We start from the raw sequence: 16,872 nt of genomic DNA, 5'->3' as shown, positions 1-16,872 counted from the left end.
GAGCATTACACTCGTTTATTCAATAGATAAGTAGCAAACCCTATAAACAGTAAGCTTGGTAACACAGCACCAACCACAGCTGGAATTTGATAAACCATCACCACAGGACCAAAAATTTCATTGGTTAAGTGGAAAGTAATACCTGTTATTACACCCATGATGATACGTGCACCCATGGTTACTGTGCGAAGCGGACCAAATATAAACGATAAGGCAACTAACAACATAACGGCTATAGATACCGGTTGCATAACCTTACGCCATAAAGCTAACTCATAAGTGCTAGTATCTTGCTCATTCTGTTTTAAGTAACTTAAATATGACCAAAGCCCAGTAAACGACAGTGCTTCCGGCTTAACCGACACCACCCCGAGCTTCTCGGCGGTCAGTTGCGAGTCGTAAAACTCTTCTTTTTGCTGCTCTGTACTAATTTGCTCTGGCGTGATCATTACTTTGTTTACATCACGCAACAACCAACCATCTTTACGGTTCACGGCTTCTTTTGCTTTCGTAATTTGAGTAAGTTGCAACGATTTATCAAAGTGATACATGTGAACACCGCGTAAAGTGCCCTGCTGATCGACATCTTCAATATTAATGAAATTGCTGCCATCTTTAGCCCACACACCGCGCTTGGCATTAAAAATATCCCCACCATTAATTGCTTGGTTACGGATTTCTTTTGCCTTGAGCTGTGCTTCAGGGGCGCCCCATTCACCTAGCGCCATCATACAAATCGCCATAAACATCGCGGTTTTCATTACTGATGCAATAATTTGTAAACGTGACATACCCGCCGCTTGCATGACTACCAGCTCACTGTTTGATGCCAATGCACCTAAGCCTGTTAAGCCACCAATCAAGGCTGCCATTGGGAAGAAGATAACTAAATCACCCGGCATGCTGTATATGGTGTAGATCAGCGCGGTTGCAATATCATAGCTACCACGACCAACCGATTTTAACTGCTCAATAAACTTAATTAGGGTACTAATTCCTACCAGTACCATTAAGGCAAAACCGGTGGTTTGAATTATGCTGCGACCTAAATACCAGTCGAGTGTTTTCATCATGCGTTTAACTCCCGCTTAGTCACAACTGCTTTTAACCATGCGCCGAGCGGGCGACCTTTAATAATCAAGAATCCACCAATAAATAAGGCTGACAAATGGATCCACCATAAACCAATTGAAGGAGGAATTTTGCCATCTTCAACTGCAAATTTAGCCGCATTGAGTAATATGAAATACCCTAAATACAAGCTGATTGCAGGCACTAATTTAGCAAATTTACCTTGGCGTGGATTTACCACACTTAAAGGGACTGCTAGTAAAGTTAGTAATGGAATTGACAGCGGAATAGCTAGACGCCATTGCCACTGTGCAATGGCTTCAGAGGTTTTCATTTTGAATAAATCAAGCGTTGGAATAGCTTCTAACTTACGGCGCTGATGTTCAATTTCTTGATCTTGAATTTGCACACTGTAACCATCGAACTCTGTTAAGTTTAACGCAGCAGACTCGCCATCTGTTTCGTAGCGCTTACCATCGTTAAGAACAAGTTGCTGTTCACCGTTTTCTTGCTCAATCACCACACCACGTTCTGCATACACCAAACGGGCTAAGTCACCTTTTTCACGGTCGGGTAGCTGAGCAACAAATACCTTGTGTAGCTCTTTGCCACCATTTTCAATATTGTGAATAAAGACCACGGCTTTTTCGTTACCGGTTTCTTGGAAACGACCGGCACGTAATGCCGATAAGCCTGCATCCGCTTTTGCTTGCTCTTTTAATTGATATTCTTGTTCACTGGCCCATGGCGCAACATAAAGTGTCAGCGCCCCAGCTAAAACAGCCATCGCAGTGCTTGAAATAAGGGTTACCCGAACCACGTACCACTCACTAACACCGCAGGCTTTGAAAACAGTCATTTCGCTGTCGGCATAAATGCGACTGTACGCCAAAATAATACCCAAGAAGATACTCAAAGGCAGTATAAGAGAAGCTAGTTGAGGAAGTTTTAGTGCAATCATCGAAAGCACAAGTTTAGCTGGAAGACCCCCTTCAGAGGCGTCTCCTAAGATAACGACAAACTTTTGAGACACAAAAATAGTCATCAAAGTTAAAAATACGGCGACCTGCGACTTGAAGACTTCAGTGGTCAAATAACGAAAAATTAGCAATGCTCGCCCCTGTTAAACATCGAGTTTCACTGGAATAGTAAGGAATTTTGAGTAAACTAGTTATTTTACTCACTTTATTATATGCCATCAAAGTTAAATATCATACCTAGCAAGAACATATAATCTTGCATAAATGGTGCAGATGGCGTCTATTATGTGATATTGATATTCACATTAAGATAAAGTTCAAAAACACATAAATAGAGTCATAGTTTATGTACTAAGATTAGTGCTATTAAACTAAAAAATGTAAGAAAGGACTCGAAAAAGAATTTCTTACCCTTATAAACTAAGGTTATACGACTCAATATCAGGAGTAACAATGGAATTTAGCGTAAAAAGTGGTAGTCCAGAAAAGCAACGTAGCGCATGTATTGTAGTAGGCGTTTATGAGCCACGTCGTTTATCCCCCATTGGTGAACAATTAGATAAAATCAGTGACGGTTATATCTCAAATTTGCTACGCCGCGGTGACCTTGAAGGTAAACCAGGCCAAGTATTGCTATTACATCATGTACCAAATGTACTGAGTGAGCGTGTGTTGTTAGTCGGTTGTGGTAAAGAGCGTGAGCTTGATGACAAACAATATAAACAAATCATCTCAAAAACGATTAACACGCTAAACGAAACCGGTTCAATGGAAGCAGTATGCTTTTTAACAGAGCAACACGTTAAAAGCCGCGACACCTACTGGAAAGTGCGCCAAGCAGTTGAAACAACTCAAGACTGCTTATACACCTTCAACCAACTGAAAAGCAAAAAGAGCGATCCGCGTCGCCCACTTCGTAAAATTGTTTTCAACGTGCCAACACGCCGCGAGTTAACAATTGGCGAAAGCGCCATTGAGCATGGCTTAGCAATCGCTGCAGGTAGCAAATTATGTAAAGACGTTGCCAACATGCCACCAAATATCTGTAACCCTGCGTATTTAGGGGAACAAGCACAAGAGCTTGCTAATAACTTCGATAATGTAAGCGTTGATATTATTGGTGAAGAAAAAATGGCTGAGCTTGGCATGAATTCATACTTAGCGGTTGGTCGTGGTAGTGCTAATGAATCAGTTATGTCAGTAATCAACTATCAAGGTGGCGACAAAGACCAATCACCTATCGTATTAGTAGGTAAAGGCTTAACCTTTGACTCAGGCGGTATTTCAATCAAGCCTGGCGAAGCCATGGATGAAATGAAATACGATATGGGTGGTGCAGCGGGTGTTATTGGTACTATGCGCGCATTGGTACAAATGCAGTTACCTATCAACGTTGTCGGTGTTTTAGCCGGTTGTGAAAACATGCCAGGGTCAAATGCTTATCGCCCTGGTGATATTTTAACAACGATGTCAGGTCAAACCGTTGAAGTGTTAAACACTGATGCTGAAGGTCGTTTAGTGCTGTGTGATGCCCTAACTTATGTTGAGCGTTTCGAACCAGATACTGTTGTCGACGTAGCAACACTTACGGGTGCGTGTATTATTGCTCTGGGTTCACATGCAACGGGCTTACTATCTAACCATAACCCACTTGCCCATGACCTACTTAAAGCGTCTGAGCAAAGTGGCGACCGCGCATGGCAGCTTCCGCTATGGGATGACTATCAAGAGCAACTTGAAAGCCCATTCGCTGATTTTACCAACTTAGGTGGTCGTGCTGCAGGTACGATTACAGCAGCATGCTTCTTATCTAAATTCACCAAAAAATACAACTGGGCGCATTTAGATATCGCAGGTACAGCATGGCGCAGCGGCGGTAAAAACAAAGGTGCAACTGGTCGTCCGGTTCCTATGTTAACCCAGTATTTGTTAAACCGTGCGGGCATAAGTGAAGCAAGTCACGATTAAGCCTTGTCGAAAGCTTAAAACTAACCCTAAATAAGGCGCCAAATGGCGCCTTATTAATTGAAGCAATTCGCGTTCTATGTCAAAATCCCTGCTTTGATCTGTGTATCTGTGGGGACGAAAGTCACTATGAATATGAACGCACAATTTTACGTTCTAAAACAAGATGATAGTGTCCACCAAACGGCAGACGCTGTTTTCGATCTTGCAGCCAAAATTGCTGCAGATCAGTATCGTCTAGGTCATCGCGTATTTATTTACGCCGATAACACCGACACGGCCCACACAATCGACGACATTATTTGGTCATTTGAACCAGATAGTTTCGTACCTCACAACTTACAAGGTGAAGGCCCTAAAGGTGGCGCTCCGGTTGAGATTGGTATGACTCCACCTGTCGGCAACAGAAAAATATTAATCAACTTAGCTGAACACCTACCGGATTTTATCCGTCGTTTTCAGCAGGTTTATGATTTCGTACCCGTTGAGCCAAATGCTAAACAAGCCGCCCGTGAGCGGTTTAAAAAGCTTCGCCAACTGGGCGCCCATATTGCAACGCAAGAAATTGACATTTAAGCATTTATTTAAGGTTCTGTGTAATGGATAAAACCTATAATCCGCAAGATATTGAACAGTCTTTATACCAAGGCTGGGAAGAAAATGGCTACTTTAAACCGTCTGGCCAAGGTGACGCATACTCAATTATGATCCCGCCACCAAACGTCACGGGTAGCTTACACATGGGCCACGCGTTCCAAGATACCATCATGGATACGCTAACGCGCTTAAAGCGTATGCAAGGCAACAACACATTATGGCAAGTAGGTACTGACCACGCGGGTATCGCAACACAAATGCTTGTTGAGCGTAAGCTTGCTGCTGAAGAAGGTAAAACACGTCACGACCTAGGCCGTGAAGCATTTATCGATAAAATCTGGGAATGGAAAAACCACTCTGGCGGCACGATCACTAAACAATTACGTCGTTTAGGCGCTTCTGTAGATTGGGACCGTGAGCGTTTCACTATGGATGAAGGCCTTTCTGAAGCCGTAAAGGAAGTATTTGTACGTCTTCACAAAGAAGATTTAATCTACCGTGGTAAGCGCCTAGTTAACTGGGATCCTAAACTACACACAGCGATTTCTGATCTTGAAGTTGAAAACAAAGACAAACAAGGTCACATGTGGAACCTACGGTACCCACTTGCTGATGGCGTAAAAACCAAAGATGGTAAAGACTACATCATTGTTGCGACAACACGTCCTGAAACAATGCTAGGTGATTCAGGTGTTGCTGTTAACCCTGATGATGAGCGTTACCAAGACCTAATCGGAAAAGAAATTTTACTGCCTATCGTAAACCGTCGTATTCCAATTGTTGCCGATGAGCATGCAGACATGGAAAAAGGCACAGGTTGTGTGAAAATCACGCCTGCCCACGACTTTAACGATAACGAAGTGGGTAAACGTCACCAACTACCAATGATCAACATCTTCAATAAAGATGCTGCTGTATTAAGCGAAGGCGAAAGCTACACATTCGACGGTAAAGAGCTTGAGTTAGATGCGCCAATTCCAGAGCGTTTACACGGCCTTGACCGCTTTGATGCTCGCAAAGCAATCGTTGCTGAATTTGAAGAACTTGGCCTACTAGAAAAAATCGAAGATCACAGCCTAACGGTACCTTACGGTGACCGTTCTGGCGTAGTAATTGAGCCACTTCTTACAGACCAATGGTATGTTCGCGTAGCACCTCTAGCAGAGCCTGCGAAAGAAGCAGTTAAAAATGGCGATATTAAATTTGTACCTCAACAATACGAGAACATGTACTTTTCGTGGATGAACGACGTACAAGATTGGTGTATTTCACGTCAGCTTTGGTGGGGTCACCGCATTCCTGCTTGGTACGACAACGAAGGTAACGTATACGTTGGTCGTGACGAAGCTGAAGTACGCCGCGATAACAACCTTGCTGATGATGTTGCACTTAAACAAGACGAAGACGTTTTAGATACTTGGTTCTCATCTGCGCTTTGGACTTTCTCAACGCAAGGCTGGCCGGCAAACACTGATGATTTAAAAACTTTCCACCCGTCTGACGTATTGGTAACAGGTTTCGACATCATCTTCTTCTGGGTTGCTCGTATGATCATGATGACCATGCACTTCATCAAAGATGAAGACGGCAAGCCACAAGTACCATTTAAAACCGTTTACGTAACTGGCCTTATCCGTGATGAAAACGGCGATAAGATGTCTAAGTCGAAAGGTAACGTACTTGATCCTATCGATATGATTGACGGTATCGACCTTGAAAGCCTAGTTGAAAAGCGCACTGGTAACATGATGCAGCCACAACTGGCGAAGAAGATTGAGAAAAATACCCGTAAAACATTCGAAAATGGTATTGAAGCACACGGTACAGATGCACTGCGTTTCACCCTTGCGGCAATGGCTTCAACGGGTCGTGATATCAACTGGGATATGAATCGTCTTGAAGGTTACCGTAACTTCTGTAACAAACTATGGAACGCGAGCCGTTACGTATTAATGAATACAGAAGAGCAAGACTGTGGCTTCGCTACAGATGCTGAAAAACAGTACTCACTAGCTGATCGTTGGATTTTAGGCCAATTTGAAGCAACTGTTAAAACCTATACTGAGCATCTAGAAAACTACCGTTTTGATCTAGCAGCAAACACCATTTATGAGTTCACGTGGAACCAATTCTGTGACTGGTACCTAGAGCTTACTAAACCAGTATTGTTTAAAGGTAACGAAGCACAACAACGTGGTACTCGTCATACCTTAATCACAGTATTAGAAAGCCTACTACGCTTGATGCACCCGTTAATGCCTTACATCACTGAAACGATTTGGCAACGTGTTGCGCCACTTGCAGGTATCGAAACTGCCAACACTAGCATCATGGTTCAAGGTTTCCCTCTTTACAATGAAGCAAATGTTGATAGCCAAGCGATGGCTGACCTAGAGTGGGTTAAGCAATTCATTCTTGCTATTCGTAACATCCGTGGTGAAATGGATATCAGCCCAAGTAAGCCTCTATCTGTATTGCTTGCTAACGCGTCTGATGAAGACAAGCGCCGCTTAACGGAAAACGAAGCATTCTTAGCTTCTCTTGCTAAGCTTGAGGAGTTCACGCTACTTGATAACAAAGACGATGCACCAGCGTGTGCAACTTCGTATGTTGGCAACCTTGAGATCATGATCCCAATGGCTGGCTTAATCGATGTTGAAGCTGAACTTGCTCGTATCGCGAAGCAGCTTGAAAAAGCAGAAAAAGGCTTAGCACAAGTTCAAAACAAGTTAGCTAACGAGAAGTTCGTAAATAACGCACCAGAAGCAGTGCTTGCTAAAGAGCATGCTAAACTGGCTGAATTTACAGATGCGAAAGACAAACTATTAGCGCAAAAAGCGAAAATCGAAAGTCTATAACTTACAAGTAATTAAGCGTGATATAAAATCACGCTTACAAAAAAGCCGCGCTATGACATTGTTATAGCGCGGCTTTTTAATGCTCTGTAGCAGCGGCTTTACGTCGCGTCACAATTAAAATTTGTAGTTGTACTGAGCACCAACTAGTACTGCGTGACCTTTTGATTCATATTCCCATGAAACATCTTGGCCTAAAGAAGCCGCTAAGCTGTCTTTTTCTGAGAAGTTCTGTGTTTTACCACGAAGGATACTTACACCTAAATCAACATTTGAGTTTTCACTAAATGCGTAGTTACCACCAAATGAGAACCAAAAACGATCTGTATCAGGGATAGAGATTGAAAGGTGTGATTGGTCTGCTGGCGACTCATCGTAGGCAATACCTGCACGAAGTAAAAGTGCATCGCTGTATTGGTAGTCAGTACCAATAGAGTAACGCATTGAATCAGAGAAGTTCTCTGCTTTAGAGAATACTGGCGTTTCTTGGCTTGGTGTATAAGCTTCTAACTTTTGGAAGCTGTCCCAACCAGTCCATAAGATGCTGTAATGTACACCAAGCTTCTTATCAATTTGGTGTGAACCTGAGAACTCAGCAATTGCTGGTAAAGTTAATTTTAACTCACCAGGTACTACAGTACCCGCTAAGCCGCCAACAGCTGCTGGAAGTTGGTTTGAGTACTCACCTTCAAAGTCGATATCAGTTTCGCTACGGTAGTTAAAACCAAAACGACTGTTTTCGTCTAACTGATACATTGCGCCAATATTCCAACCAAAGCCGTAGTCGTCACCTTCAAGGTGAGCGATTTGCGTGCTAGCTGGTAAACCAAACGGGTTAGTACCTGCATTACGAACAACTTTAGCATCTGCATAAACATAGTTTAAGCCAAGGCCTAGACTGAACTGTTCATTAATTTTGTATGAAGCGCTTGCATTCATGTTAATTGTAACGATTTCAGTTTCACCTGCGATAGAACCCGCTGCGTAATCGTCTTTAAATTCAGTTGAAAGACCGAAGTTTGAAAAAGCACCAAAGCCTAAAGACACTTTGTCGTTTAAAGGCATAGTGAAGTATCCTGCAGGTATAAATGCAGATGGAGCGATACTATCATCATCGATAGAGCTTTTATCTAAGCCGTACGCAGCACTTTCACCTTTTAAGCTTACATCTGGAATTACCGCAATACCTGCAACTGAAATTTGCTTGTCTTTGAATAAAGACATAAGTGCAGGGTTACGAGCAACAACAGACGCGTCATCAGCAACAGCTGCTTCACCAGCATATGCACGACCTAAACCTGATACGTTTTGCTCAGCTAATTGGAAAGCTGCAGCAAAGCTGTCAGCAGAAACAACAGCAAGTGATGCTGCAATAAGTGTTTTAGTGAACTTCATAAATCTGTGTCCTCTTGCAAACTTGTGCGAAAGCTAATCCAACAACGAGGGCAACCTATTAGTTAAGCATAAAAGATTAGCGCTGTATGTTGGTATTAGATGTTTTATTCTAATAATTACAAACTTTCGAACATTACCTTAATTAAGATCAAAAAACTGTAATTTTTCGTTAGAATTAGGTAAAAAACCGACATTTTAACAACGAGATAACAACTTATTAAAACTCATCAGAGGTCTGATTACAAAAACACCAAGTGATAGTAGTTATCATTTGCATTGACATCTATTTCACGTCCTATTAGACTAAAAATAAAGGTTTTTCTGTAGAGCTTGAGTATGGAAATCGCATTGATTATTGCAGCACTGATATTATGCGGTGTCAGCGTTCATTATTTTTGTAAAGCAAACTATTGCGCTTGTACTAAAGCAGGTGATTGCGATAACCCAGTTAATCACTATTGGCTAGGTGCTATGCTGAGTGCTGTTTTATCGCTTCTATTCTGTTGCGTGGCCTTACATGTGGAAAAAGGCTCTTTGCTTTGGTTGGTATTAATGACAAGTTGTTTTAGTGGTGCATTTATATCAGCAAAACGCAGCGCCAAAAAACGCTGTATTAAGTCTAAACAAGCAGATGCTCTTTTAACAAACGAGCCAAATTAAGCTGATAATCTAATGGTTTGATGCTAGCCATAATTTTTAGTTCTTTTTCTACGCTTAGATCGACATCTTTAGCTGTAATATGGTGCTTGTGCTTAGCATTATAGAAAACCTTTATCTTTGGCTTAATAGGATTTTCGTGGTTACCCTCCATAACTAGCGCTAAGCGCTCATTGTTTAACTTAACGATTGTGCCAACTGGATGCACACCCAAGCATTTAATAAAACGTTGTACTAATTCAGAATCAAACAATTGTTTATTAGCAAGTAAATAACGCAGAGCTGAGATTGGCTCTTCACCCATTTGATGAGGTCTATCTGCAGTCATCGCATCATAAACATCAACAATGGCCATCATTCGTGCTGCGCGACTAAGCTTTTCAGCAGCAATACCACGTGGGTAACCTGTACCATCTAAACGCTCATGGTGATTTACTATCATATCGAGCATTAATGGTGTAATGCCCTTTTCACCTTTTACTAAGCCAAGGCTCTGTGCCACATGCTTTTTAACAACTTGCATTTCATTGTCATTCAAAGCGCTTGGTTTAGATAGTACACCTTGTGGCATTTTCGCTTGACCGATATCGTGCATCAATGCACCCATTGCCAGCTCTTTAATTGTCTTTTCTTTGTAGCCTAAATACTTGGCAAACACACTCACCAAAATCGCGGTGTTGATCATGTGCCGCCAGTTATAAATATGCTTATCTTTGAGGCGAGTTAAAATAGTTAATGCATTGTGATTACGAAATACCGAGCTGACTATATCAACGGCGATATCATCAAGCACCGATACATTCATTTTCAAACCCGATGTAATATCAGAGTAGAAACTTTGCAGTTTTCGGCTATGTTGTTCGTAATGCACGCTGGCTTTTAGAAACTCTTGTTGAACCGTGATCCCTTGCGGTGAGCCATTAGCTGCAGGCTTTTGTTCAACTTTCGGTTTAGCCGGTTCAGGTTTTGGTTGGTATTTTTTAGGCAGTGCAACATCGCTTTGTGTAAAGTCGATGAGTAGCTCTTCAACCCCTTCAGAGATCAGGCGTTGAATAATTGTTTTATCACGCACTAAACCACGTGTTTTGATCTTAATACTATTTACATGCTCTTGTTGCTTACTGACACTGTCAACAAACATCCCTGGTACAAGTTCGGCAATGGGTAAGGTAATAAGCATATGTGAGCTTAGCGCATAAAACATCGAGTTTTTTATTATCGCTAATTGCTTACAAATGTCTATAGATTGGGTAGCGAATACGAAATAGGTATGAGTTAGAAAGGAGGAAGTTAGAAAGTTTCTAGGGGAAAGTTAGAAAGTAGCAACTCGCTAACTTTATCCCTGAAAGCTGACGGCTGATAGCTGACAGCTCTCTAGCTGTTTATTCCTGAAAGTAAGTGCCCCAGCCGTCGTATTCAACACCTGTTTGCTGAGCAAGTGCTTCTAGCTTATCGACATCTTCCATAATAGCTTCTACGTCAAGCTCACACTCAACAACCACGTCAAAGCTCCATACTTTCTCGCCGTCTTCTAGCTCAAGTTCAGCTGGCTCTTCAACATCGTATCCTAGTTTAAAAGCGGCTAAAGCTGCTTGCTCTAACTTTTCAAAATTTTCGCTAACAAAGTGGTGTTCCACTTCATAAAGTACTTCAGGATCTGAGCCATCTTCAAGTAATGAAGTAACGATGTCTTCAGTAATTTCGCGCCAATTTTCCATTATTTGTTTCTCACTTGAGCATCTAATTCAGTTATTTTAGCAGCCATAATCTGATGAACATGTGAAGCATGGTCACGAGCAGATACGTCTTTATCAAGATAAATCGGCGCTAACATTTCGAGGTAAATTGTACCATTATCCCAGCGATTTAGCTTAATAGTTTTGTGCGTTGTACTCATACAAACTGGCACAACGGGCACATCAGCACTCATTGCTGTGTGAAATGCCCCTGTTTTAAAAGGTAATAAACCACGACCATAGCTTCGTGTGCCCTCAGGAAACATCCAAACAGATAGACCTTTTTGTTTTATTTTCTCAGCTGATTTAGAAATTGTGCCTGCGGCTTTTGAACGATTTGCACGGTCAATCAATATGTTACCCGATAACCAATACAGCTGACCAAAAAACGGGATCCATTTAAGGCTTTTTTTACCTAGGCTTACGCAGTTCTCTGGCACCATGGCAGGTAAAGTGAATAGGTCATAGTTATTTTGATGATTTGCCACATACACAGCAGGGCCTATATTTTTTGGATCATCGTGGTATTTAAGCTCAAGTTTTACACCTAAAATTTTAGCTACCTTGCAAAACCAACCTGAAATAATATGTACATTATTGGTATGAAATGGCTTAACAAGACATAAGAGCAAACCAAACACACAGCTTAAAATTATAAATAAAGCCATGAAAATGATGCGAAAAAAAGCTAACAAACGAATTCTCCTCGTACTAAACAGCGCGCATTATAACGTGAAAAGTGCCATAGCCATAGCTTTAAGCGCACATGTGTAAGCCTAAGCAATATATCATCATTTCACTACAAATAATGAGCATAAAAACGACAAACAAACGTGAGAGGCCTCTTTGTATTTACAGATTTTTCTCAAAAAAATTTATGAAGCCTCTTAAAGAGTAATGGCTTTTAAAATGCTAACTTTTTCATACCCCTACCCTATTTATAAACTACAAAAAACGGTAAGTGCTAATGAAAAAAACTCCTATAGTCATAGCGTTACTTGGCTCATTTGCTTTGTGTCACTCCTTTAATGCATCGGCCTTACAGACCAATACATTTAATCAAAACGAGTTTCATAGTGACACAACAGGAAACTTCCCAGCCACGGTCCTTTTTGCACAAAACTCAATTACGCCATCACAAAATGGGGTTGAAGACGACATTCAACCTCACTTGGTAGCCGAACGAAGAACGATGATCATGTTTAAGCCACATGATAAATTGAATAATGATGCAAAAATTATATTAAGCGTACTTGATCACAATAATAGCCTGCTTTACCAAACATATATGCGCTCGCCAGAAAACTTCACTAAACCTTTTGGGTTTGAAGATAGTGACAACCCAATTAGTTATAGTGAAGACACATTTTCAACTATAGTCCCCGCATCTGTTGTTAAACCAAATATGCGCCTCTCTTTCCAGTTTGAAGAGAAACAAGGAGAGCTGAAGAACGTTACTGTAGGTGGAAGCTCAAACTTAATCATTAACACAATAGATATTGGTTTACTTACGCCTTATCGTGACAAATTCACATTTCAAAATGATCCAGACTTACATCGACAGTATTTCCAACAAGTCCCGCTCAGTAAATTAACAGTTAATAAGTTCGAGCCGATTCACCTTACTGAAGTAATGTTGCCAAATGGTAACTTACTTACCGACTCAGATCCGAGTAAAGGAGGGGTTTATAGCGGTGATATGCGTCATCAAATCGCAAAGAACTTATTTTCCCACGGTATTAATAACGCTAACTATGGAATTAACGCTTCAGGAATGTCTGGTCCCACTTCACATCCATTCAGTAGTGCACAATTAACCGCTCATAATGCTATCGGTAAATATAGTAATGGTATTTTTGTTCATGGTTTATCCGGAGGGGCTGGAATGGTCACCTTGCGCCGCTCTGAAGGAAATGAGTTTAGCCATGAACTTGGCCATAATTATGGTATGGGACACTACCCTGGTGGTTTAGATGGTGTGTTGCATCTCCTGCGGATGAACGTAACTCAACCTGGGGTTGGGATGCGGATTTAGATAAATTTATACCTAACTTTTCATCTATAGTAACTTACAAAGACCGTTGCTATAAGGAAACGTGTATTGCGTCTTTTAATGGCCACCAATATGGTAAAGGATCAATGTCTGGTGGTGGGCCAATGTATTACGAATTCAATAAATATACGTTACACACTCCATATGAGCTAAATCGTATTCAGCGTTTTTTTGAAAGCAAAGCTAATTTTTCTCCAAGTTCAATGACAGGTTTCACAAAATGGAATCCTGTTAGTAAAAAAATGGAACCGTGGAGTAATATTGTAGTAGATACAAATACGAAGAGTAATTTGCAAAGAACACCTTACAAGCAAGATGTTGCCATTACGACTCTGATTGGCTTTTATGATCCCAACAAGCAACTTTCAAGCTTTATCTATCCTGCGCTTCATGGCTCATCTGGTGCGGTGTATAAAGATAACTTTGCAAAGTCTAGCTGCCAATTAATTGTGGTCACTGAAAAAGCAGGTACAAAAACTTTTAATTTGCCTGAGAATCGATTAAATACAGATAAAATGAATAAGTTTCATATCAATATCGAACAGTCTGCCAATCCTGTTTTTGCTTCGATTCACTGTGGTTCAAATATCTTAGTAGCTAAAAATTTAAAACCCGCAAAACAAAATTTAGCAACCTCGATAGCCAGTACATTCGACAAGCCAAAAGCCTGTATTGTTAATATTGAAACAAATGAGGAGTTTTGTCTTGAGGATGGGCAAAAAGTAAGTTCTTTACCTGCATTTGTGCACAAGAAGCCAATTTATGTGAGAGCACCACAAGGTTTGCAAGTCATGTTATCTGATTACACTAATTTGTCTTATAACCGTATAGCTACGTTCAATGGAACTGTTGAACATGAAAAACTTAAAAAAGTACTTGCTAAAAATGGCCATTACCTTGACTTTTCTAAGCCAAGATCAATGCGCGTTTTTAGTTCAAAAGAAGCCTTAGGTTGTATTGTGAGCTTAATAGATCAAAGTGAGTACTGCCTCAGTGCAAATGAACGCTCTGATTACAAACTACCTTCTTTTATTTATAAACACCCAGTTTATATAAAAGCAGCCCCCGGTGTAGCCGTTGTATTATCAGATTGGCCGAACCTCTCTTATCGACGAACAGCTCAATTTACCGGGCATACAAGTCATCAGGAATTAATGGAAGTAAAAGCTGATAATGGTCATTATCTTAACTTTTCTAAACCGGCATCAATGAAAGTTATAGCGAATTGATGAAAAAATAAGGCCCTTTCGGGCCTTATTTTTATTCTGTTACTTCTGAAGTTGGCTCTTCATTATCATCAACTTGTGTAAATTCAATAACAGCTTCATCTACCCGTTGTAGACCACGCGGTAACTTGTTACCTCGCCTACCCCGTTCGCCATGGTAATGCTCAAGATCACTTGGTTTAAGTGTCAGTTTTCGCTTTCCTGCATGTAAGGTTACACTACTGCCTTCTGGTACAACCGCGAGCACTTTTACGAACTCTTCACGAGCTTGTACTTTCGCACTAGGAATAGAAATAATCTTATTTCCTTTACCCTTACTAAGCTTAGGTAGATCGCGCAGTGGGAATAACAACATTCGGCCTTCGTTAGAAATAGCCATACAGTAATCTGTCGCTACATCAGTAACTCTAATTGGCGCGAGTAATTCACCGCCTTTAGGTACGCTAACCAGCGCTTTACCGTTTTTGTTCTTACTCACAAGATCTTTAAAGTCGCTAATAAAGCCGTAACCCGCATCTGAAGCCATTAACAACACTTGGTTATCTTCTGCCATCACCACATGCTCAAAGTTAGCGCCAGAGCTTAAATTAAAACGCCCAGTCATAGGCTCACCTTGGCTTCGTGCTGAAGGTAAGCTATGCGCATCAGTCGCAAAAGCACGACCACTTGAGTCAAGGAACACTGCTGGCTGATTACTCTTACCTCGCGCAGAGGCTTTATAGCTGTCGCCTGATTTATAACTTAGTCCTTCAACATCTAAATCATGACCTTTACCGACACGAGCCCAGCCTTTTTCAGATAATACAACGGTGACTGACTCTGAAGGGATAAGATCTTTTTCACTAAGAGCTTTAGCTTCGACACGCTCAACGACTGGCGAGCGACGTTCATCACCGTACATTTCAGCCGCTTCTTGGATTTCTTTTTTCATCAAGGTCGACATACGACGCTCTGAACCAAGAGTTTGCTCTAACTTGTCACGCTCAAGCGCAAGCTCATCTTGCTCACCTTTTATCTTGAACTCTTCAAGTTTTGCTAAATGACGTAGTTTTAACTCTAAAATCGCTTCCGCTTGAATATCAGTTAAACCAAAACGCTCCATTAAAACAGGCTTTGGTTTATCTTCAGTACGGATAATTTCGATGACTTCATCAATGTTTAAAAAGGCCGTTAATAAACCTTCTAAAATATGTAAGCGTGCGAGTACTTTATCTAAACGGTGTTGTAAGCGACGGCGAACTGTTTCGCGGCGGAACGTTAACCACTCTGTTAAGATACTACGTAAATCTTTAACTTGCGGACGACCATCAAGGCCAAGCATGTTTAGGTTTACACGGTAGTTTTTTTCTAAATCTGTGGTTGCAAATAAGTGAGCCATTAATGGCTCAGCTTTAATGCGGTTTGAGCGTGGAACAATTACAATACGGGTTGGATTTTCGTGATCAGATTCGTCACGTAAATCCGCAACCATCGGCAGCTTTTTAGCATTCATTTGAGCTGCTATTTGCTCGAGCACTTTTGCACCTGAACACTGGTGAGGCAGCGCAGTGATCACAATGTCGCCTTGCTCTTCAGTGTAAATTGCACGCATCTTGATAGAGCCACGTCCAGTTTGATAAATCTTACGAATATCGTCTTTCGGTGTGATGATCTCAGCTTCTGTTGGGTAGTCAGGCGCATGCACTAACTCAAGCAACTCTTCGATTTCAGTCTTTGGCTTATCAAGTAATAAACAACAAGCACTGGCAACTTCACGAACATTATGTGGGGGTATATCAGTTGCCATACCCACCGCAATACCGGTTACACCATTAAGTAAGATATGCGGTAAACGCGCAGGCAATACCATTGGCTCATCGAGTGTGCCGTCAAAGTTTGCGGTCCAATCTACGGTGCCTTGACCAAGCTCTTTTAGTAGAACTTCTGAGAACTTAGATAAACGCGCTTCGGTGTAACGCATTGCAGCAAATGACTTAGGATCATCCGCAGCACCCCAGTTACCTTGACCATCCACCAGCGGGTAGCGATAAGAAAACGGCTGTGCCATTAACACCATCGCTTCGTAACAAGCACTATCACCATGCGGGTGGTATTTACCTAGTACATCACCCACGGTACGCGCTGATTTTTTATATTTTGCTTGTGCCGATAACCCCAGTTCGCTCATTGCATAAATGATACGACGCTGTACAGGTTTTAGACCGTCACCTACGTGAGGTAAAGCACGGTCCATAATGACGTACATTGAGTAGTTTAAGTAGGCGTCTTCAGTAAAGCGCCCCATTGTTTGTTGTTCTACGCCTTGCATCAGCAAGGTATCTGTATCACTCATTAACG

General features: G+C 41.4%; 13 protein-coding genes. 6 read left to right on the top strand and 7 right to left on the bottom strand.

The annotated features are described in order from the left end of the window. Positions 1 to 5: 5 nt before the first annotated feature. Both lptG and lptF read right to left on the bottom strand, forming a co-directional pair. Positions 6 to 1,073: an LPS export ABC transporter permease LptG gene (gene lptG, locus L1D46_RS04170; RefSeq protein WP_239976856.1), complete on the bottom strand. Its 1,068-nt coding sequence runs from the start codon at positions 1,071 to 1,073 to the stop codon at positions 6 to 8. After that, entirely contained in the window at positions 1,070 to 2,182 is a 1,113-nt protein-coding gene (gene lptF, locus L1D46_RS04165; protein ID WP_239976855.1) for an LPS export ABC transporter permease LptF, read from the bottom strand. Before lptF ends, lptG begins: the two co-directional genes overlap by 4 nt. Positions 2,183 to 2,504: 322 nt before the next feature. Between lptF and pepA the strand changes: the two genes are divergently transcribed. The 3 genes from pepA to L1D46_RS04150 all read left to right on the top strand — a co-directional run bounded on the left by pepA (position 2,505) and on the right by L1D46_RS04150 (position 7,471). Continuing rightward, positions 2,505 to 4,019, top strand: a complete 1,515-nt coding sequence (gene pepA, locus L1D46_RS04160) for a leucyl aminopeptidase (protein ID WP_130049615.1) — start codon at positions 2,505 to 2,507, stop codon at positions 4,017 to 4,019. A 126-nt stretch (positions 4,020 to 4,145) separates the two neighbouring features. Continuing rightward, complete coding sequence (locus L1D46_RS04155) at positions 4,146 to 4,592, top strand: DNA polymerase III subunit chi (protein ID WP_130049616.1); 447 nt, start codon at positions 4,146 to 4,148, stop codon at positions 4,590 to 4,592. Positions 4,593 to 4,615: 23 nt separating this feature from the next. Further along, a complete protein-coding gene (locus L1D46_RS04150; protein WP_167658179.1) occupies positions 4,616 to 7,471 on the top strand; it encodes a valine--tRNA ligase in 2,856 nt (951 codons plus the stop codon). A 114-nt stretch (positions 7,472 to 7,585) separates the two neighbouring features. Here the strand turns inward: L1D46_RS04150 and L1D46_RS04145 are convergent, their stop codons facing one another. After that, complete coding sequence (locus L1D46_RS04145; protein ID WP_130049618.1) at positions 7,586 to 8,863, bottom strand: outer membrane protein transport protein; 1,278 nt, start codon at positions 8,861 to 8,863, stop codon at positions 7,586 to 7,588. 336 nt (positions 8,864 to 9,199) lie between these two features. On the opposite strand from L1D46_RS04145, the gene L1D46_RS04140 reads away from it, so the two are divergent. After that, on the top strand, positions 9,200 to 9,523 hold the full coding sequence (locus L1D46_RS04140) for a hypothetical protein (RefSeq protein ID WP_167658180.1): 324 nt from the start codon (positions 9,200 to 9,202) through the stop codon (positions 9,521 to 9,523). Here L1D46_RS04140 and L1D46_RS04135 read toward each other — a convergent pair. The 3 genes from L1D46_RS04135 to L1D46_RS04125 all read right to left on the bottom strand — a co-directional run bounded on the left by L1D46_RS04135 (position 9,483) and on the right by L1D46_RS04125 (position 11,951). Then, positions 9,483 to 10,700: an HD-GYP domain-containing protein gene (locus L1D46_RS04135; protein WP_167658181.1), complete on the bottom strand. Its 1,218-nt coding sequence runs from the start codon at positions 10,698 to 10,700 to the stop codon at positions 9,483 to 9,485. The two genes, L1D46_RS04140 and L1D46_RS04135, sit on opposite strands and share 41 nt — an antisense overlap. 202 nt (positions 10,701 to 10,902) lie before the next feature. Next, positions 10,903 to 11,238 carry a ribonuclease E inhibitor RraB gene (gene rraB / locus L1D46_RS04130; RefSeq protein ID WP_167658182.1) on the bottom strand — a complete coding sequence of 112 codons (336 nt, stop codon included), beginning with the start codon at positions 11,236 to 11,238 and terminating at the stop codon, positions 10,903 to 10,905. Next, positions 11,238 to 11,951 (bottom strand): 1-acylglycerol-3-phosphate O-acyltransferase, encoded by a 714-nt coding sequence (locus L1D46_RS04125; RefSeq protein WP_239976852.1) that lies wholly within the window; start codon positions 11,949 to 11,951, stop codon positions 11,238 to 11,240. Before L1D46_RS04125 ends, rraB begins: the two co-directional genes overlap by 1 nt. Positions 11,952 to 12,223: 272 nt before the next feature. Here L1D46_RS04125 and L1D46_RS04120 point away from each other — a divergent pair, with 272 nt between their 5' ends. Together L1D46_RS04120 and L1D46_RS04115 are read left to right on the top strand one after the other, a co-directional pair. Next, positions 12,224 to 13,291, top strand: a complete 1,068-nt coding sequence (locus tag L1D46_RS04120) for a M66 family metalloprotease (protein ID WP_275668398.1) — start codon at positions 12,224 to 12,226, stop codon at positions 13,289 to 13,291. 8 nt (positions 13,292 to 13,299) lie between these two features. Continuing rightward, complete coding sequence (locus L1D46_RS04115; protein ID WP_345779674.1) at positions 13,300 to 14,538, top strand: TagA domain-containing protein; 1,239 nt, start codon at positions 13,300 to 13,302, stop codon at positions 14,536 to 14,538. 31 nt (positions 14,539 to 14,569) lie between these two features. Here L1D46_RS04115 and parC read toward each other — a convergent pair whose 3' ends face one another. Further along, positions 14,570 to 16,867, bottom strand: coding sequence for a DNA topoisomerase IV subunit A (parC, locus tag L1D46_RS04110; protein ID WP_130049623.1), 2,298 nt, complete (start codon positions 16,865 to 16,867; stop codon positions 14,570 to 14,572). Positions 16,868 to 16,872: the final 5 nt, after the last annotated feature.

The sequence above is a fragment of the Pseudoalteromonas sp. Isolate3 genome (assembly GCF_022398505.1).
Classification (GTDB): Bacteria; Pseudomonadota; Gammaproteobacteria; order Enterobacterales; family Alteromonadaceae; genus Pseudoalteromonas; species Pseudoalteromonas apostichopi.
The sequence above is the reverse complement of the archived record's forward strand: the minus strand, read 5'-3'. Positions and strand labels throughout refer to the sequence as shown.